Source organism: Nocardia sp. NBC_01388 (assembly GCF_045040085.1).
Classification (GTDB): Bacteria; Actinomycetota; Actinomycetes; order Mycobacteriales; family Mycobacteriaceae; genus Nocardia.
In genome coordinates this window covers 5,677,499-5,694,265 of sequence record NZ_CP109553.1, presented here as the reverse complement: position 1 = coordinate 5,694,265, position 16,767 = coordinate 5,677,499, and the positions used below count along the sequence as shown (strand labels likewise).

Genomic DNA, 16,767 nt, shown 5'->3' with positions numbered 1-16,767 from the left:
GCGGTGCACGAGCCGCTGCCTTCCTCGCCGTCACAGCAGTTCTCACCGGCATGGTCGCCGGTGTCGGCGGTCCCACCGCGAGCGCCGACCCGATCATCGACAGCAAGAAGCTGCTCGCCGATCCGGTCGCCCCGGACGGGTCGAAGATCACCAAGGCGGAGATGAAGGACGGCCGGAACATCCGGTTGTACGTCCACTCCGCGGCCATGGACGCGACCTACCCGGTCGATGTGCAGCGCCCGGCCGACGCCACCGTGCCGCAGCCGACGCTCTACCTCCTCAATGGCGCCGGCGGCGGTCAGGACGACGCCTCCTGGGTCAAGAAGACGAATATCGTCAACGGCTTCCTCGCCGATAAGAACGTCAATGTCGTGCAGCCCATCGGCGGCAAGTGGAGCTACTACCAGGACTGGGACACCACCGATCCGACGCTCGGCGTCAACAAGTGGCAGACCTTCTTCACCGATGAGCTGCCCCCGCTGATCGACGCGGCCCTGGGCACCAACGGCGTGAACGCGGTCGCCGGCATCTCCACCTCCGGCACCACCGTGCTGCAGCTGCCCGAAATGCGACCGGGCCTGTTCAAGGCCGCCGCCGCGTACAGCGGTTGCGCCCAGATGTCCGATCCGGTCGGCCAGGAATTCATGCGCCTCACCGTCGAGACCTGGGGCGGCGGCAAGCTCACGAATATGCACGGCCCGATGGATTCGCCGGAATGGGCGGCCAACGATCCGGTCGTCAATGCCGAGAAGCTGCGTGGCACAGCCCTTTACATCTCCTCCGGCAGCGGTCTGCCCGGCCAGTACGACGCCCTCGACGGTCCGTACGCGCTGCCCGGTCAGTACGGCCTGGCCAACCAGATGATCATCGGCGGGGCCATCGAGGCCGGCACCAACTACTGCAGCCACAATCTGGCGGCCAAGCTGGACTCGCTCGGCATTCCGGCCACCTACAACTTCCGGGCGACCGGCACGCACTCCTGGGGCTACTGGAACGACGAGTTCCTCAACTCCTGGCCGGTGCTGGCCCGGGGCCTCGGGATCTGATTCCCGAACCTGCGGGGCAGTAGCCCGAACAGTGCACTCGAACGCCCCGGCAACGCCGGGGCGTTCGGCGTTTTCGTGAGTGTTGAGGTGACCTTCAGGAGAGTCAGCGCTGATCTCCAGAGGAGCAGGAGTCGATCTGCGGGAGAACGGTGGCGGGGCGCCGCTATCAGCCTGATCACTTTCTTGAAGGTAGCTCTAAACAAAAAGTTCGGTTAGCCGTAATCTATTGTTGTGAGTACCAGCCTGGCCGATACGCGCTCCAAATTCCAGCGAGCGAGATCAGCCACGGTCTTGCTCGGACCAGCTTTCGTCGCCGCCATCGCCTATGTCGATCCGGGCAATGTTGCCTCGAATATCAGCGGTGGCGCACAGTTCGGATACCTGCTGGTGTGGGTCATCGTGATGGCCAATGCCATGGCCGGGCTGGTGCAATTCCTCTCGGCCAAACTCGGCCTGGTGACCGGTATGTCACTGCCGGAGGTGGTGCGGGAGCGGGCGAGTCGCGGTGTCCGGCTGGCCTATTGGGGGCAGGCCGAAACCGTCGCCATCGCAACGGATCTCGCGGAGGTGGTCGGCGGCGCCATCGCACTCAACCTGCTGTTCGGGCTGCCGCTGCTGCTCGGCGGCGTGATCACCGGCATGGTATCGCTGGGCCTGCTGCTGGTGCAGAATCGGCGCGGGCAGCAGCCGTTCGAACGCATCATCCTGGGCATGCTCGGCATTATCGCCATCGGATTCATTGCCTCCGTGGTGATTTCACCGCCCTCGGTCTCCTCCACCATCGGCGGGCTGGTGCCCCGCTTCGACGGCACCGAGAGCGTGCTGCTCGCCGCCGCCATGATCGGCGCGACCGTCATGCCGCACGCGGTATATCTGCACTCCGGACTGGCCCGGGATCGGCACGGCCGGCCCGAGGCCGGTGCGGCCCGCGCCCGGCTGCTGCGCATCACTCGCTACGACGTCGGGCTGGCCATGCTGCTGGCGGGCGCGGTGAATCTGGCCATGCTGCTCATGGCCGCCACAACGCTGCGCGGACGGCAGGATGTGGACTCGCTCGAATCCGCGCACGCCGCGGTGCGGGACACGCTCGGCCCGGCGGCCGGACTACTGCTCGCCATCGGACTGCTCGCCTCCGGCCTGGCCTCCACCTCGGTCGGCGCCTACGCGGGAGCCATGATCATGCAGGGACTGCTGCACCACCGCATCCCGCTGCTCGTGCGCCGCGTGGTGACCCTGATTCCCGCGCTGGTGGTGCTCGGCCTCGGCGTGGATCCGACTCGGGCGCTGATCATTTCGCAGGTGGTGCTGTCGTTTGGCATTCCGTTCGCGCTGATCCCCCTGGTGCGCTTCACCACCGACCGCACCCTCATGGGCGACGACGTGAACGGGCGCATCACCACCCTGCTCGCCTGGCTGGTGGCCGCGATCATCACGGCTTTGAACGTCGCGCTCATCTATCTGACCGTCGCCGGGAACTGACCGTCGCCGGGAGATAGCGGCGCTGCCGGCAAGCCCCGTCATCCCGGCAGACCCCTCGTCATCCCGGCATGCTTTCGGCCGGGATCTACTCCGCGAAAACGGCCTTGCGCTTCTGCAGCATGGCCGTCGCACCCTCGGCGAAATCGGCCCCGCGCAACAACTCCGGCTGACCGATCCCTTCCGCGGCCAGTGCGGCGTCGAGAGCGGGAAGTGCCGCGGCGTTCAGCGCACGCTTGGTGAGCTCGATGGCACGGCGCGGGCCGTGCGCCAGCTTGGCGGCGGCGGCCTCGACCTTCGCATCCAGATCCGCATCGGAGTAGACGCCGGTGATCAAACCGCGGCGCTGCGCCTCGGCGCAGGGCAGGCGATCGCCGAGCAATGCCATCTCGGCGGCCAGCGGGCGACCGGCGGCCGCCGCGACCATGGCCGCCGCCCCGCCGTCCGGCATCAGGCCGATATTGATGAAGGCCAGCAGCAGGTAGGCGTCCTCGGCGGCGTAGGTCAGGTCGGCGGCCAAGGCGAAGGCGACGCCGACACCGGCGGCCGCACCCTTCATCCGGGCGATGACCGGGATCGGCGCGTCCACGATCGCCTTGATCATCCGATTGGCCGCGACCATGGTGTCCTCGGGCGTGATTCCGCGTGCCGCCTCGCCGGGGCTGGCGGACAGATCCGCGCCGGTACAGAAGTCGCCGCCCTCGCCGGTGAGCACGATCACCCGCACCGCGGGATTGTCGTATGCCGAAAGCACCGTCTCACCGAGCCCGAGCATGGTGTCGTAGTCGATGGCGTTCTTGCGCTTGGGATTGGTGATGGTGATACGCAGTACCCGGCCGTCGAGCACGGCGGTATAGCCCGGGGTCGTCGCGGTGTTGCTCATGAGTGCTCCCGGTGATGTGTTCGGCTGTGCGAATTGTGGTTAACTTAGGTGGATTCGTCCGGCACTGTCAACAGCCGGTGCCGTGGAAAAGGAGAAAGTGCATGGTCGCCGATCGCAGCGAGGTGGGACTCGCTTCCGCGCGACCTTCCGGCGAACCTGGGCCCCGGCGCCGACCCAAGAATCGCAAGGCCCAGATTGTCGGCGTCGCCGCGCGGGCCTTTGCTGAGCGGGGTTATCACCCGGTCGGCGTGGACGAGATCGCCGCCGAGGTCGGCATATCCGGGCCCGCGCTGTACCGGCACTTCAGCAATAAATACGCCATGCTGGTCGCCGCCGCCGAGATGGGCGCGCAGCAATTGGTCGATGCCGCCCACGCCGCCGACCACCCCGAGCTGGAACCGGAACCGCGACTCACCGCACTGATCCGCGGCATCACCGAGCACACCATCGACTGCCGCCGCGAGGGCGGACTGTACCGCTGGGAGCGGCGGTATCTGGAGAGTGCGGATCGCGCTCGAATCCGGGTCATCTACGCCGATCTGCACGACACCTTCACCGCGCCCATCGCCGAGCTGTACCCCGAGGCCGACCCGGCCGACAACAGCCTGCGCGCCGCGGCCGTGCTCAGTGCCATCGGCAGCGTGACCGGGCACCGCACGGCGCTGTCCAACGCGCGCCTGGTGAGCCTGCTCAACGACATCTGCTGGGACATCCTGCGCGCCGACCTGCCGCCCGCGCCCGCACCCGTCACCGGCGACCCGATCGTGCGCGGCCTGCCCGTCATCTCCAAACGCGAACAGCTGCTCACCGAGGCCATCCGGATCTTCGGGCGGCAGGGGTATCACGAAGCCAGTATCGAGGAGATCGGCGCCGCTGCGGGCATCAACGCCTCCAGCGTCTACCGCTACTTCAGCAGCAAATCCGATCTACTCGCCGCCGCCTTCCACCGCACCGGCGAACGCGTGGCCATCGCCAATGCCGAAGCGCTGTCGGAGGCCACCAGCCGCGCCGACGCCGCCGTGCGCATTGCCGAACGCTTCGCCCGCATGACCTTCACCATGCCGGAGATCCTCCCGGTCTACTTCGCCGAATTCTCCAATCTGCCCGCCTCCGAACAGCATCGGCTCCGCTCCATCCAGCGCCAGAACGTCCTGGAATGGGCCAACCTGCTCGAAGGCGACCAGATCGAAGCCCGCTTCCGCGTCCACGCCGCCATCGGCCAGGTCATCGACGTAGGCCGCCGCCTCCGCTTCGACACCAGGCCCCAAAACCTCGCCCGAGTCCGCGCCCTGATGAGCGCCGTCCTTCTGGGTGGCCACGCCCCCGGGGAGGGCTGAGCGCCTGCGCGGAAATCTGCACAACTCGCTCTCGCGTATTGTCATTCCGGCCTGCCATCGGCGGTATCTGTGCTTCTTCTTGGTGCTTTGTATTCGGCCCAGGGCGACTTCGTCGGATAGCCCGCATCGTTGAATTTCATCTCGGAGCCGTGACCGAGAATGACATTGCCATACTGTTTCACCAGGGAGCCTGACTGGCTTTCGAAGGTATTGAAATGGGTGTTCTCGGTGGCATGCACATCGAATCCCAATCCTGCGGAATGCAATGATTCTGCAGACTTACGTGCGGCTGACCGGCCGGCGGGCGAGCATGACATCTGAATAAGTCTAGCCATTGATTTCGTCTTGACGGCCTGCTTGAAATGTTCGCTGGATGCGAGAATCTTGCCATATGTCTTGCCGTCGACCTGCATGGGCGTCCACCTGCTCCATTTCGTCAGAGGAATTTTCTCCTTGACCTGGATGAAGTATCCTCTCTTGCCTGCATGTGCCCGCGCGAACACCAGATTCTCCGACTCATCCGATGCCCAGGGCGCCGGCCATGATCTACCGAAGGTCCACGCCGGCTTTCGCGTCAGCAGTCCCTTCGGGGGCCATAAACTGCGTGTTCTTTCAGCTTGGTAATACTCGCTTTTTATGGATTCAAGCCCTTTGTGACTGATCCATATCGGCTCTTTGCTATCGCTGACTTTCAGTGGAAAATTCACCCCGACGACGTTTCCGTCGAAATCGAATATGGGCTGGCTGCGGATTTGCTCGGGAGTGAATATATGAGGCATTCCCGTAGCGGGGTTCATGCCTGTGAAATGTGGTGTTTCGCTCGGGTCGAAACGCGGAACGATTTTCGAATCGGCTGTCACGATATTATCCGCCACGGTGCGCATATCATTCGGCAATTCGGATGCGATCTTTCGCAGCGCACCCCCCGCGTCGACGACCGCTGCCCGAAGTCGCCCGGCCATCCGAGTCAGGCCGGCAGAGAGCTCCACAGCGGTAAGCGTAGGTCGATTCGCAGGCGGAAAAGCGCACTATTCCCAGGTCCGGGAAGCCTGGTCGCTACTCGGTCGGGGCAGGCTTCGAGTGCGGAGCAGGAATTGTGCGGAACTGCCCGGATTGAGCAGGATGTCGACGCCGGCGGGCACGATGTCAGGCAGTTCGGCACCCAGCACCGGCCACCATCGGTCGGCCTTCACGCGGTGCCTGTGCACAGTGGCGGTGGCGACCGCAACACACGGCACTCCGTCCGGAGCCGGTCCGACCAGGGGATGGTCGTGGTTGTCGCATCCGATCTCCACCACGGCATCACGCAGTGCCGCAATGACTTCGCCGCCGGTGATGGCATCGCCGTTCGCGACCCGTCTCAGCACGGCGTCGAGGGGATCGGTCGGCATCGAGTCGTCGGCGGGGACATAATTCGGATTGGGCTCGAACGGACCAGGCACGCCCTTCTCGCCTACCTGCCAGCCGCCGAGAATCGCCCCTTGCGGCGGCAGCAACTCCGGTGCGGTTTCCTGCCAGCTCGGATCGACGAGCACCAACCAGTCACCCTGTTGAACGACATTGCCTGCCGGGTTTTCCATGGTGCTGATCAGACCTTGTGGCGGAGGCGGAAGAGTGCTCTTGCCAGGCGGAGGCGCTGTGGATGGTTGTCGAAGGTGCTCAGCCCCACCGGTTCTCGGTGGCGTTTGTCGATGATCGCTTGGGCGCGGGCGAATTCGAGCAGGGACTGCGGGTCGCGGATGCGGCCGGGGCCGTGGATGCCGTAGACCGGGGTGGCATTGACTGTCACCAGTTCGGTGCGGAGGCGGTCGGCGAATTCGGGGACGCTGCGGATGTCGCGGGTGAAAACGGCTACGGGGAGCACTCTTTCAGGGGCGTTGACGCGTTCCACCGCCTCGTCCATCGAGGCGACCCGGTTGACGATCAGCACCGGGCCCACCGCCTCACCGGTAATGGCGAGGCTGATCTCCGGGACCTCGGTGAGCACCACCGGTTCGATATACGGCTCGCGAATGGATTCCAGGCTGCCGACCACCGCGCGACCACCGCGGGTCAGCGCATCGCGGACCTGGCGGCGCACCACATCGAGATGGGCGTCGAGCACCATCGGCCCGTAGGAGGCGCGCTTGTCCGCGGCGGGGCGCAGCTTGCGGGCGTGATAGGCCACCATTTCCAGGAACGGCTCGTACACCGAGTCCGCCACGTACACGCACTGCACGCCCGACGGATGCTGCCCGGCATTGGCCATGGCGCCGTATACCGCTGCGGCCGCGGCGGTGTCGAGACGGGCGTCGACCTGGACGATCATGGCGCCGCGGCCGCCCTGCTCGATCACCAGGGGAGTGGCGGTCTGCGCGCACAGCGCGGTGACCTCGCGGGCGCCGGCGGCCGATCCGGCGTAGGCGATCTTGTCCACCCGCGCCCGGCAGAGGGCGGCGGCGGTGGAGCTGTCACCGGTAACCACCTGCAGCACAGGCTGATTCGGGGACAGGCGATTCCAGGTGTCGGCCAGCCACGCCCCGACGCCGGGGGTGAGCTCGCTCGGCTTGAACACCACGGCATTGCCCGCGGCCATGGCGGAGGCGATCGAATTCATCGGTGCGAGAACGGGATTCTGCCAGGGGCCCAGCACGCCGATCACGCCCAGCGGCAGTCGCCCGATCGACCCGTCCCGGCCGTGCCGGAACCAGGCCGTGCTGCGGGTCGAGCGGCCCAGCGTCTTCTCGGCATGGCGCGCAACCCAATCCAGATGCTCCACGGCCAGCGTCACTTCGACGGCCGCGTCCATGCGCGGTTTGCCGGTCTCACTGCTGATGAGTTCGACGAGCTCACGGGTGCCGCGCGCGATGGCGCGCTTCCAGTCCAGCAGCCAGCGTTTGCGTCCGGCGAATCCCAGTGCCGCCCACCACTGTTCGGTGGTGCGGGCGGCGCGGACGGCACGGGTCAGCTCACCGGCGCCCATGATGGCGTAATCGCCCACGACCTCCCCGGTGCGCGGATCATACGATGTCAGCACCTTCGGTCGGCCCGCTCCGGTGCGCGCTGCCCGTGGCTGCTGCGCAGGCTCGGCCATGGTTACCCTCTCGTGGCCATGAATGTCTCCCCGCCTGTCAGCCTATGGTTCGGCGAGCACCCCCGACAAGGTGCGGAAATATCAGCAGACCGTCTGGTCTGGGTCTGGATCAGCGGCTATTCGCAGACCTGCCAGTTTGTGACCAAGGACACGTTTGGCGGATGGCTGCTTCGGCAAAGGAACGACCCCGTATCCGTACCGCCGGTAACATCACGCGCGACGGAGTGGATCATCCCCGAGGGGATGTGGGGACCCGCCGCCCGGGGCGAACTGAATTGCCCGCCCAGCCGATAGTGGAGAGTTGATGCCGAGCTTGGACAAACCGGATTCGCACACAGCGGAAGTGCGCAGCGCAGGGAGCGATCCGGCGGTATATGTCGAAGACATCCGCAAGTCGTTCGGCGAGGTGCACGCGCTGCAGGGCATCAGCTTCACCGCCGTCCGCGGCCAGGTCCTCGGCATCCTCGGCCCCAATGGCGCGGGTAAGACCACCGCGGTGAAGGTCCTGTCCACCCTGCTGCGTCCCGACTCCGGCATCGCCCGGGTCGCCGGACACGATGTGCGCAAGGATCCCGCGGCCGTCCGCCGGTCCATCATGATGACCGGTCAGTACGCCGCCCTTGACGAAAATCTTTCCGGACGCGAGAACATCGAACTGTTCGGCCGGCTCATGGGCCTGCCCCGCAAGGCGGCCCGGCAGCGCGCCGACGACCTGCTCGAGGAATTCGACCTCACCGGCGCCGGCCGGCGCGCGGTCCGGCACTACTCCGGCGGCATGCGCCGCCGGGTCGACATCGCCTGCGGACTCGTGGTGCGACCGGAGGTGGTGTTCCTCGACGAACCCACCACCGGACTCGACCCGCGCAGCCGTCAGGGCGTGTGGGATCTGGTGACCGCGCTCAAGACCCAGGGCATCACCGTCCTGCTGACCACGCAGTACCTCGAAGAGGCCGACGTGCTCAGCGACAACATCATCGTCATCGACAAGGGCGCGGTGATCGCCGAGGGCACCGCGGACGCGCTCAAGCAGAAGACCGGCGGCAGCTACTGCGAGGTCGTGCCGCTGGATCCGACCCATCTGATCGCGGCCGCGGACGCCCTGGGCGATCTGATTCCCCAAGCCACGCGCTCCGAAATCGGCAGTGGCGATCGGCTTTCGATCCCCGCGCCGGACGGGGCCTCGACACTCGCCGAGGCACTGCGCCGACTCGACGGCGCCGGAATCGAACTCGCGGACATCGGGCTGCGGCGGCCCTCGCTCGACGATGTGTTCCTCTCACTCACCGGGCATTCGGGCGGCATCCAATGAGCGCGCCGGCCGCGGCCGAAGTGGGCCGCGCCGATCTGTTCGCCGGTCTGCCCAAGGCCAAGCCGAACAGCCTGCAGCAGTGGCAGGCGCTCACCGGCCGCATTCTCTGGGTGATGGCCACCAAGGGTGAACTCGCCTTCGCGGCTGTCACCCCGCTGGTCATCACCCTCGGCTTCTACCTGCCGCTCAAGTACGTCATGCAGTTCCGCGGCATCGACTACGCGCAGTTCGTCATGCCGATCATCGTGCTGCAGACCATGACCGTCACCATGATGTCGAATGCGCAGATGGCCGCCTTCGAGGCCATGACCGGATTCAACACCCGGATGCAGAGCATGCCGGTCGGCAAGATGGTGCCGCTGGTCTCGCGCCTGAGCGCCGGTCTGGTGCGATCGATCGTCTCGCTGACCGCGGCCATCGGCTGGGGTCATATGATCGGCTTCCGGTTCGTGGCCGGTTGGGGACAGACGGTGCTGTTCTGCGTGTTCTCACTGGCCGTCGGCACCGTGCTGGCCGTCGGCGCGGATGCGCTCGGCTCGCTGACCAAGAATCCCGAATCGCTGAGTCAGGCCCTGACACTGCCGACGCTGATCTTCGGCATGCTCTCCTGCGGATTCGTGCCGGAATCCGGCTTCCCGGTGTGGGTTCGGCCGTTCGTGCGCAATCAGCCCATCTCCCAGTTCTCCTTCGCGCTGCGGGATATGGCCGCGCACGGGGTGACCTGGCAGGTGTTCTGGGTGCCGATGGTGTGGCTGATCGGCGCCGCGGTGTTCTTCCTGCCGGCGGCGGTCTGGGCGAGTATGAGGCGGTCATGAGTTCTGTTGTGGAAGTCCAGTCCGCCAAGGGCGATACGGATTCGTGGGCAGGGCATCAGCCGCTGCCTCGGGTCCGGCAGCGGTCCGAGCGGACGCTGTCGATCTGGTTGGAGCAGAGCTTCATCCAGTGCAAGCGACTGCTGATCGGCTGGGCCCGCGACCCCGCCACCACCATTCAGACCATCGCCTATCCGGCGGCCACCCTGCTCATGTTCCGTGTGGTGCTGGGTGATTCGATCACCTCCGCCACCGGCGCGCCCAGCATCTACGGCACCGTGCCAATGGTCATGCTGGTCGCGGCCATGGCGGGCTCGGTGGTCTCGGCGCTCGGCTTCAAGGTCGAGAAGGCGACCGGACTGCTCGGCCGGTTCTGGACCATGCCCGTACATCGCGCCGCCGGACTCACCGGACGCCTGCTGGCCGAGGCGATCCGCGTGCTGCTCACCTCGCTGATCGTGCTCGCGGTGGGTGTCTGCCTGGGCTTCCGATTCTGGTACGGCGCGGCCGCGGGCATTGCCATGCTGGGGATTCCGATCATTTTCGGCATCGGCTTCGCGGTGCTGGTGACGGCGCTCGCGACCATCACCGAGGGCATCCTGCTGGTGCAGGTCATCGGTGTCATCAACAGCCTGCTCATGTTCTTCAACTCAGGTTTCGTGCCGGTCTTCGCGTACCCCACGTGGTTGCAGATGACCGTCCAGAACCAGCCCATGAGTACGGCCATCGACGCCATGCGCGGGTTGTCCTTCGACGGGCCGATCGCGGTGCCGCTGCTGAAGACCGTCGCCTGGGCGGTCGGCATGGTGGTGGTGTTCGGTTATCCGGCGATTCGCGGCTATCGCAAGGCGGCCGAAACCGGCGCCTGAGCTACTGCCTCGGCGGGGCGGTATCCGGTACTCCGGGTACCGCCCCGTTGCTGTTGCTGGATGGTAGCCAGACGCGAAAATGCGTCCCGCATGCGAGTTTTGGGTGTTATGCGGTACCGCAGTCGGAGTGTGGTGTGCGTCACGCTAGGGTGTGCGCATGGCTTACCTGGTTACCGGGGCAACTGGGTTCATCGGGCGGTTTCTGATTCCCGAACTTCTCACACGCGGCGAAGACGTTCATGTGCTCGTACGCCCCGGCGAAGACTCGATACTGCGTTTCAACCGATGCCTGCGCGCCTGGGATGCCGGAGACCGCGTGCGGCCGGTGCGCGGCGACCTGAGCGCGCCCGGAATCGGCATCGAACCGAGCTGGATTGCCGCGCACCGGGGTTCGATCGAGCATGTGTTCCACCTGGCGGGCGGACTGGACTCCGTCCTGCCCGGCGGCGGCACGCGGCGCGTCGCCGAACTGGCCGGGGAACTGGAAGCCGGACTGCTGCACCATGTTTCGACGGTGCGGGTCGCGGGCGGCTGGGAGGGGCTTTTCACCGAGGACATGTTCGACGTCGGGCAGCCGCTGCCCGCGCCCTATCAGCGGGCCATGCTCGCGGCCGAACAGGCCGTGCGGGACCAGGACCGGGTGCCGTGGCGGATCTATCGGCCGTCCATCGTCATCGGGCATTCGCGCACGGGGGAAATCGACCGGATCGACGGGCCCTACTACTTCTTCCGGCTGCTGCGCATGGCCGCGCAACTGCCGCGCATCCTGCCGGTGGTCTCGCCGAAACTGGGCGATACCAATATGGTTCCGGTCGATTTCGTGGCACGCGCGCTCGACCACATCGCGCACCGGCCCGGCGGCGGGGGCAGCACCTACCACCTGGTGGATCCGCGGAAACAGAGTGTGGCCGACGTGTTCAACCTCTTCGCCGACGAGGCGGGGGCGCCGCACCTCATGGAGGTCATGCCCAAGCAGGCCCTCGATATGACGCTGCGGGTACCCGGTATGGGATGGATGCTGCGGCAGGTCGGAGTGCCCATGGATGTGATCGCGCACAGCGAGATCGGCTGCCGGTTCGACTCCCGGCGCACCGCGGACGCGCTCGCCGGGACCGATATCAGGGTGCCGCCGCTGGCAGGGTACGGGTCGGTGATCTGGAAGTACTGGATCGAGAACTGGGTCTGACCCGCTGCTCTCACGACGTGGCGGTGCCCTCGGGCGCCGCCGGGGAGTTCCGCGGCTCCGGCCGGGCGTAATCCCAACCCACCCAGCGGTTTCGGTGCGTCCAGCCGACCAGGTCGTAGCGCCAGTGGAACGGCCAGGTGCGAGCCACCGTCAGGAACAATCCCGCACCGAGCGCGGCGAAATCGTCATGCGCGGAGAGCAGTGCGCGCTGCTGCCGCGGGGAACCGGTGAAGAACGCCTCGAACATGGAGATCGATTGCGGTGTGGTCAGCCGGCCCAGTCCGTAGACGCCGCGCATCCGCATCCAGTACACCAGTCGCGCCTGCCACGGCCACAGCGCTTCGACCGGATCGTCGCCGCGCTGCAGGGCGGCGAGCGCGATATCGACCTGTGAGAGCGAATCGGCAACACAGTAGCCGGTGATGGGATGCATCTGCCCGCCGCGCGAACCGAACGGAATCACCTGTCCGCGACCGGTTTTCGGCGGCATATCATCGAGTGGGTAGTGCGCGGCCTCGCTCGGTTCGTCACCACGTAGTCGAATGCCGTGCGCCGCAAGCCGATTCAGGGTCCGGCGGCGTAGCTCGTGCTGCGGCATACCGCCCCGCAGCCCCAGGCTGGTCTCCTCGAAGATGACCGTCCCGTCGCCCAGCGGCACCGCGTAGAGAAACGACGGCGGCTCGTCCGGACCCGCACCGTTCTCGCTGCGCCAGTCCAGCAGCAAGCCCTCGCCCGGAGTGACCATGGGCGCGGCGACATCCTCGTCCACGAAAATGCCGTGCGCACTGGCGGTACGGCGCTGTCCCGGCGACGCCTGCCCCCGAGTGTCGAACACCGTCGCGGCCCGCACCTCGGTGCCGTCGGCCAATTCCACCCGATGCGCCTCGACCACCCGCGCCCGCCCGGTGATCACCGTGGCATCGTCCAGCGGCAGCGCATCCCGCAACCCCTGCTTCGACAGCACGCAGTACGGCCGCGCGATCCGATGCTCGCTCTGCGTCCACACCACCGGCGCTTCGATCCGGCTCGCAATCACGCTGTGCGGCAACCACTCCGGCAACTCGTCGATCCAGCACGAATACGTGGGTCCCCACAGCCGCTCCGGCCGCGGATCCACCGCAACCACCCGCAACCCCGCCACCGCAGCCCGATGCGCCAGCGCCCGCCCCGTAGGCCCGAGCCCCACCACACAAACATCGGCAGCCCCGCCGACCTCACTCATACCCGCATTCAAACAGCCCCACCCCGCCCCCGCCACCTTCCTCCCCGGATGGCGGGGGCCGGGTGCTATTTGGGGGTGATCCAGGTGGTGATGTCGGCGTGGACTACCTCGACGCCGGACTTGTCGTAGATGGAGACGGGGACGATGAGGTTCCGGCCCTCGGTGATGGCCGAGAAGTCCGGCAGCTCGGGCAGTTCGGCCACGGCGCGCAGGCCGGAGTTGGCCTTCGCCAGGTACTGGACGTTCATGGCCTTGGGGATCCAGCGGTGGGTGCCGGGAACGGTGGCTTCGGACAGCATGCCCATGGCCACCTCGGCGAGGTTGCAGGCGGCGATGGCATGGAAGGTGCCCAGGTGATTGTGGATACCGAACCACTTGGGTGCGGTCACCTCACACAGGCCGGGCTCGAGTCGCACGACGTTCGGCAGCACGGTGCCGAAGTAGGGGACGCGCGCGACCATGCCGAGGGAGAACAGGGTGTGGCCGAGCCGATTGTCCGGCAGTTTCTTCCAGCCGCGGTAGGTGGCGGTCTCTTTCGTCATGCCGCGTATCTTACTCAGAAGTAAGTTATCCGGTGGTGGGGCCCGGTTCAACTCGCCGAAACGAGCATTTGCTTGGTAACTTGACACGCTGCGTGAAGGGCGCGGCTGGGGCCGGCGCCATTTCGCCGGTATCTCGGGGGATAGGACTCTCACTACATGCGCATTCGTACTGCTGCCGCCGCACTTGGCATTGCCCTGGCCGGCGTAGCTTTCGCTACCACCGCGGGGGCCGGCTCGGCCTCGGCGATCACGCCGATCATCGATCCGAGCAATGGGGTCTATCTCGCCGTACTGTTCGACCAGGGCGACACCGCCGCGCTGAACAACAGCCCCATTCCGGGCGTACTCGAACAGCTCGCACCGGACGGGCGGACGACCATGCTGATCGATCCGGCATCAAGTCTGCCGCGCGATGACCACACCGTCTACGCAACCGTCCCCGCCGTCGTCGCCGAGGCGGCCGGGCGTCACGGCGAGTTCGGCTTCGGGTGGTACGACCCCAACGTCAACGCGGGCAACCCGGTCCGGGTCATCCAGGTCCTGCCCTGATATACCGGCTGCGGGCGTTCCATTGGCGCCCGCAGCCGTCCGGTTGATCCGGAAACGGGTGTGACCAGCGCCATCCCCGCAGGGAGCGAGGGGGGCGATTTGAAGTCACCCATAGCCCTGGTGCATACTATTCAGGTTGCCCGGACCGGGTTGTGTCTTTCTTCGGAATAGACGCAGGTGGTGGCGGGTGAGAAGGACACTCTTGCACCCCGCTGATTACGGCGGCGGTGCGTCCGGGACAAAGGTTCTTCCGGCCAAGTGGGATTCGATTCCAGGGCCGAAGAATGAGCGGATGGGCGACACGCCCGACCGCGTGGACCGGAAGAACCATGACAGATGAACAGCGGCGATGGATCGGGCCCACACGTGGCCCCGGTCGTGTGGTGGCTGATGCGTCTTCGTGTGTTCGGACTGTGCAAATGAGGGTGCTTCGAGAGCGAAAGCTCTTGGGGCACAAACGTTAAGCGGAGAAAAGGACACTCAGCGTGGCGGGACAGAAGATCCGCATCAGGCTCAAGGCCTACGACCATGAGGCGATCGACGCGTCTGCGCGCAAGATCGTCGAGACGGTGACCCGCACGGGCGCTCGTGTCGTTGGCCCGGTGCCGTTGCCCACCGAAAAGAACGTGTACTGCGTCATCCGTTCGCCGCACAAGTACAAAGACTCGCGCGAGCACTTCGAGATGCGTACTCACAAGCGGCTGATTGACATCCTCGACCCCACGCCGAAGACGGTCGACGCGCTTATGCGCATCGATCTTCCGGCCAGTGTCGACGTCAACATTCAGTGACGGGGATTCCAGATATGACTGACAACAAGAGCAGGCCGGCTGCCGGCATCCTGGGAACCAAGCTCGGTATGACCCAGGTCTTCGACGAGAAGAACCGCGTTGTTCCGGTGACCGTCGTCAAGGCCGGTCCGAACGTCGTGACCCAGATCCGCACCGCCGAGCGCGATGGCTACGCCGCCATCCAGATCGCTTACGGCGCCATCGACCCGCGCAAGGTGAACAAGCCGGTTTCCGGCCAGTTCTCCAAGGCCGGTGTCACCCCTCGCCGTCACATCACGGAGATCCGCGTCGCTGACGTCGCCTCCTTCGAGGTCGGCCAGGAAATCGGCGCGGAGGCCTTCGCCGAAGGCAGCTTCGTCGACGTGACGGGCACCTCCAAGGGCAAGGGCTTCGCCGGCACCATGAAGCGTCACGGCTTCAAGGGCCAGGGCGCCTCCCACGGTGCGCAGGCTGTGCACCGCCGGCCGGGTTCCATCGGTGGTTGCTCCACCCCGGGCCGCGTGTTCAAGGGCATGCGCATGTCCGGCCGGATGGGTAACGACCGCGTCACCACGCAGAACCTCACGGTCCACAAGGTGGATGCCGAGAACGGTCTGCTGCTGATCAAGGGTGCGATCCCGGGCCGTCGCGGCCACGTCGTGATCGTCAAGAGTGCAGTGAAGGGTGGTGCCCGGGCATGAGCACCGAGACCAAGACCAACCTGACGCTCCCGGTCAAGGCCGCGGGCGGTAAGACTGAAGGAACCGTCGAGCTCCCCGCGGAGATCTTCGACGTGACCGCCAATATCGCGCTGATGCACCAGGTTGTCGTGGCCCAGCAGGCCGCGGCTCGCCAGGGCACGCATTCGACCAAGACCCGCGGTGAAGTCCGCGGTGGTGGTCGTAAGCCGTACCGGCAGAAGGGCACCGGCCGCGCCCGTCAGGGTTCGACCCGTGCACCGCAGTTCGTCGGCGGTGGCACCGTCCACGGCCCGCAGCCGCGCGATTACACCCAGCGCCTGCCCAAGAAGATGAAGGTCGCCGCACTGCGTGGCGCTCTCTCCGACCGGGCCCGCAACGAGCGCATCCACGTGATCACCGAACTGGTCCCGGGTCAGACCCCGTCGACCAAGATCGCCAAGACCTTCCTTGCCGAGCTTTCGAGCCGCAAGCAGCTCCTGGTCGTCGTCGGTCGCGAGGACATCGCCACGTGGAAGAGCGTTGCGAACCTGGAGAACGTGCACCCGATCGCTCCCGATCAGCTGAACACCTACGACGTGCTGAAGGCCGATGAGGTCATCTTCTCCGTCGAGGCGCTCAATGCCTTCGTGCACGGCCCCGCCGAAGCTGCACAGGAGGAGAGCAAGTGACCACGATCGCCGACCCCCGCGACATTCTGCTGGCGCCGGTCATCTCCGAGAAGTCCTACGGACTGATCGAAGAGGGTACCTACACCTTCATCGTGCACCCGGACTCCAACAAGACGCAGATCAAGATCGCCGTCGAGAAGGTCTTCGGCGTCACGGTGACCAGCGTCAACACTGCTAACCGTCAGGGCAAGCGCAAGCGGACCAAGGCCGGTTACGGAAAGCGCAAGAACACCAAGCGCGCGCTCGTGACCCTCTCGGCCGACAGCAAGCCCATCGAGATCTTCGGAGGCCCGGTCGCGTAAGCGCCTGGGAATCCAGAAAGTA

Annotated in this window: 18 protein-coding genes; 12 read left to right on the top strand and 6 right to left on the bottom strand. The window is 66.2% G+C overall.

Annotation, left to right across the window (positions count from 1 at the left end):
• Positions 1-50 precede the first annotated feature (50 nt).
• Positions 51-1,046, top strand: a complete 996-nt coding sequence (locus OG716_RS27665; RefSeq protein WP_355124867.1) for an alpha/beta hydrolase family protein — start codon at positions 51-53, stop codon at positions 1,044-1,046.
• 231 nt (positions 1,047-1,277) lie between these two features.
• Complete coding sequence (locus OG716_RS27660; RefSeq protein ID WP_405133568.1) at positions 1,278-2,525, top strand: Nramp family divalent metal transporter; 1,248 nt, start codon at positions 1,278-1,280, stop codon at positions 2,523-2,525.
• Positions 2,526-2,610: 85 nt separating this feature from the next.
• Here OG716_RS27660 and OG716_RS27655 read toward each other — a convergent pair whose 3' ends face one another.
• The gene (locus OG716_RS27655) at positions 2,611-3,405 is read right to left on the bottom strand and encodes an enoyl-CoA hydratase-related protein (protein ID WP_405133567.1); all 795 of its coding nucleotides are present in this window, start codon (positions 3,403-3,405) and stop codon (positions 2,611-2,613) included.
• 101 nt (positions 3,406-3,506) lie between these two features.
• On the opposite strand from OG716_RS27655, the gene OG716_RS27650 reads away from it, so the two are divergent.
• Entirely contained in the window at positions 3,507-4,742 is a 1,236-nt protein-coding gene (locus tag OG716_RS27650) for a TetR/AcrR family transcriptional regulator (RefSeq protein ID WP_405133566.1), read from the top strand.
• Positions 4,743-4,783: 41 nt separating this feature from the next.
• On the opposite strand, the gene OG716_RS27645 is transcribed toward OG716_RS27650, so the two are convergent.
• The 3 genes from OG716_RS27645 to OG716_RS27635 are packed head-to-tail and all read right to left on the bottom strand — an operon-like array spanning position 4,784 to position 7,815.
• Positions 4,784-5,731, bottom strand: a complete 948-nt coding sequence (locus tag OG716_RS27645) for a hypothetical protein (RefSeq protein WP_405133565.1) — start codon at positions 5,729-5,731, stop codon at positions 4,784-4,786.
• Between the two features lie 39 nt (positions 5,732-5,770).
• Positions 5,771-6,322: a type VII secretion system-associated protein gene (locus OG716_RS27640; protein WP_405133564.1), complete on the bottom strand. Its 552-nt coding sequence runs from the start codon at positions 6,320-6,322 to the stop codon at positions 5,771-5,773.
• An 8-nt stretch (positions 6,323-6,330) separates the two neighbouring features.
• Positions 6,331-7,815, bottom strand: coding sequence for an aldehyde dehydrogenase family protein (locus OG716_RS27635; RefSeq protein WP_405133563.1), 1,485 nt, complete (start codon positions 7,813-7,815; stop codon positions 6,331-6,333).
• Positions 7,816-8,119: 304 nt separating this feature from the next.
• Here OG716_RS27635 and OG716_RS27630 point away from each other — a divergent pair, with 304 nt between their 5' ends.
• The 4 genes from OG716_RS27630 (at position 8,120) to OG716_RS27615 (ending at position 11,991) form a co-directional block, all read left to right on the top strand.
• Positions 8,120-9,124 carry an ATP-binding cassette domain-containing protein gene (locus OG716_RS27630; RefSeq protein WP_405133562.1) on the top strand — a complete coding sequence of 335 codons (1,005 nt, stop codon included), beginning with the start codon at positions 8,120-8,122 and terminating at the stop codon, positions 9,122-9,124.
• Entirely contained in the window at positions 9,121-9,939 is an 819-nt protein-coding gene (locus OG716_RS27625; protein ID WP_405133561.1) for an ABC transporter permease, read from the top strand. Before OG716_RS27630 ends, OG716_RS27625 begins: the two co-directional genes overlap by 4 nt.
• On the top strand, positions 9,936-10,805 hold the full coding sequence (locus OG716_RS27620; protein WP_405133560.1) for an ABC transporter permease: 870 nt from the start codon (positions 9,936-9,938) through the stop codon (positions 10,803-10,805). The genes OG716_RS27625 and OG716_RS27620 overlap by 4 nt, the downstream gene beginning before the upstream one ends.
• 157 nt (positions 10,806-10,962) lie before the next feature.
• Positions 10,963-11,991, top strand: coding sequence for an SDR family oxidoreductase (locus OG716_RS27615; RefSeq protein ID WP_405133559.1), 1,029 nt, complete (start codon positions 10,963-10,965; stop codon positions 11,989-11,991).
• Positions 11,992-12,001: 10 nt separating this feature from the next.
• On the opposite strand, the gene OG716_RS27610 is transcribed toward OG716_RS27615, so the two are convergent.
• Together OG716_RS27610 and OG716_RS27605 are read right to left on the bottom strand one after the other, a co-directional pair.
• Positions 12,002-13,213, bottom strand: a complete 1,212-nt coding sequence (locus tag OG716_RS27610) for a lycopene cyclase family protein (protein WP_405133558.1) — start codon at positions 13,211-13,213, stop codon at positions 12,002-12,004.
• A 65-nt stretch (positions 13,214-13,278) separates the two neighbouring features.
• Positions 13,279-13,755: a hotdog fold domain-containing protein gene (locus OG716_RS27605; protein WP_405133557.1), complete on the bottom strand. Its 477-nt coding sequence runs from the start codon at positions 13,753-13,755 to the stop codon at positions 13,279-13,281.
• 156 nt (positions 13,756-13,911) lie between these two features.
• Here OG716_RS27605 and OG716_RS27600 point away from each other — a divergent pair, with 156 nt between their 5' ends.
• The 5 genes from OG716_RS27600 to rplW all read left to right on the top strand — a co-directional run bounded on the left by OG716_RS27600 (position 13,912) and on the right by rplW (position 16,745).
• On the top strand, positions 13,912-14,304 hold the full coding sequence (locus OG716_RS27600) for a hypothetical protein (protein WP_405133556.1): 393 nt from the start codon (positions 13,912-13,914) through the stop codon (positions 14,302-14,304).
• A 485-nt stretch (positions 14,305-14,789) separates the two neighbouring features.
• Positions 14,790-15,095 carry a 30S ribosomal protein S10 gene (gene rpsJ / locus OG716_RS27595; protein ID WP_003938093.1) on the top strand — a complete coding sequence of 102 codons (306 nt, stop codon included), beginning with the start codon at positions 14,790-14,792 and terminating at the stop codon, positions 15,093-15,095.
• A gap of 14 nt (positions 15,096-15,109) precedes the next feature.
• Complete coding sequence (rplC, locus tag OG716_RS27590) at positions 15,110-15,775, top strand: 50S ribosomal protein L3 (RefSeq protein ID WP_297609487.1); 666 nt, start codon at positions 15,110-15,112, stop codon at positions 15,773-15,775.
• Complete coding sequence (gene rplD, locus OG716_RS27585) at positions 15,772-16,443, top strand: 50S ribosomal protein L4 (RefSeq protein ID WP_327143667.1); 672 nt, start codon at positions 15,772-15,774, stop codon at positions 16,441-16,443. Before rplC ends, rplD begins: the two co-directional genes overlap by 4 nt.
• Complete coding sequence (rplW, locus tag OG716_RS27580; RefSeq protein WP_297609492.1) at positions 16,440-16,745, top strand: 50S ribosomal protein L23; 306 nt, start codon at positions 16,440-16,442, stop codon at positions 16,743-16,745. The genes rplD and rplW overlap by 4 nt, the downstream gene beginning before the upstream one ends.
• The last annotated feature ends 22 nt before the right edge of the window (positions 16,746-16,767 follow it).

Coding starts and splice junctions, on each gene's coding strand:
- OG716_RS27665 (WP_355124867.1), top strand. CDS start 51: ATGGTCGCCGGTGTCGGCGGTCCCACCGCGAGCGCCGACCCGATCATC.
- rplC (WP_297609487.1), top strand. CDS start 15,110: ATGACTGACAACAAGAGCAGGCCGGCTGCCGGCATCCTGGGAACCAAG.
- OG716_RS27650 (WP_405133566.1), top strand. CDS start 3,507: ATGGTCGCCGATCGCAGCGAGGTGGGACTCGCTTCCGCGCGACCTTCC.
- OG716_RS27605 (WP_405133557.1), bottom strand. CDS start 13,755: ATGACGAAAGAGACCGCCACCTACCGCGGCTGGAAGAAACTGCCGGAC.
- OG716_RS27635 (WP_405133563.1), bottom strand. CDS start 7,815: ATGGCCGAGCCTGCGCAGCAGCCACGGGCAGCGCGCACCGGAGCGGGC.
- OG716_RS27600 (WP_405133556.1), top strand. CDS start 13,912: ATGCGCATTCGTACTGCTGCCGCCGCACTTGGCATTGCCCTGGCCGGC.
- OG716_RS27610 (WP_405133558.1), bottom strand. CDS start 13,213: ATGAGTGAGGTCGGCGGGGCTGCCGATGTTTGTGTGGTGGGGCTCGGG.
- OG716_RS27625 (WP_405133561.1), top strand. CDS start 9,121: ATGAGCGCGCCGGCCGCGGCCGAAGTGGGCCGCGCCGATCTGTTCGCC.
- OG716_RS27655 (WP_405133567.1), bottom strand. CDS start 3,405: ATGAGCAACACCGCGACGACCCCGGGCTATACCGCCGTGCTCGACGGC.
- OG716_RS27615 (WP_405133559.1), top strand. CDS start 10,963: ATGGCTTACCTGGTTACCGGGGCAACTGGGTTCATCGGGCGGTTTCTG.
- rplD (WP_327143667.1), top strand. CDS start 15,772: ATGAGCACCGAGACCAAGACCAACCTGACGCTCCCGGTCAAGGCCGCG.
- OG716_RS27640 (WP_405133564.1), bottom strand. CDS start 6,322: ATGGAAAACCCGGCAGGCAATGTCGTTCAACAGGGTGACTGGTTGGTG.
- OG716_RS27630 (WP_405133562.1), top strand. CDS start 8,120: ATGCCGAGCTTGGACAAACCGGATTCGCACACAGCGGAAGTGCGCAGC.
- OG716_RS27620 (WP_405133560.1), top strand. CDS start 9,936: ATGAGTTCTGTTGTGGAAGTCCAGTCCGCCAAGGGCGATACGGATTCG.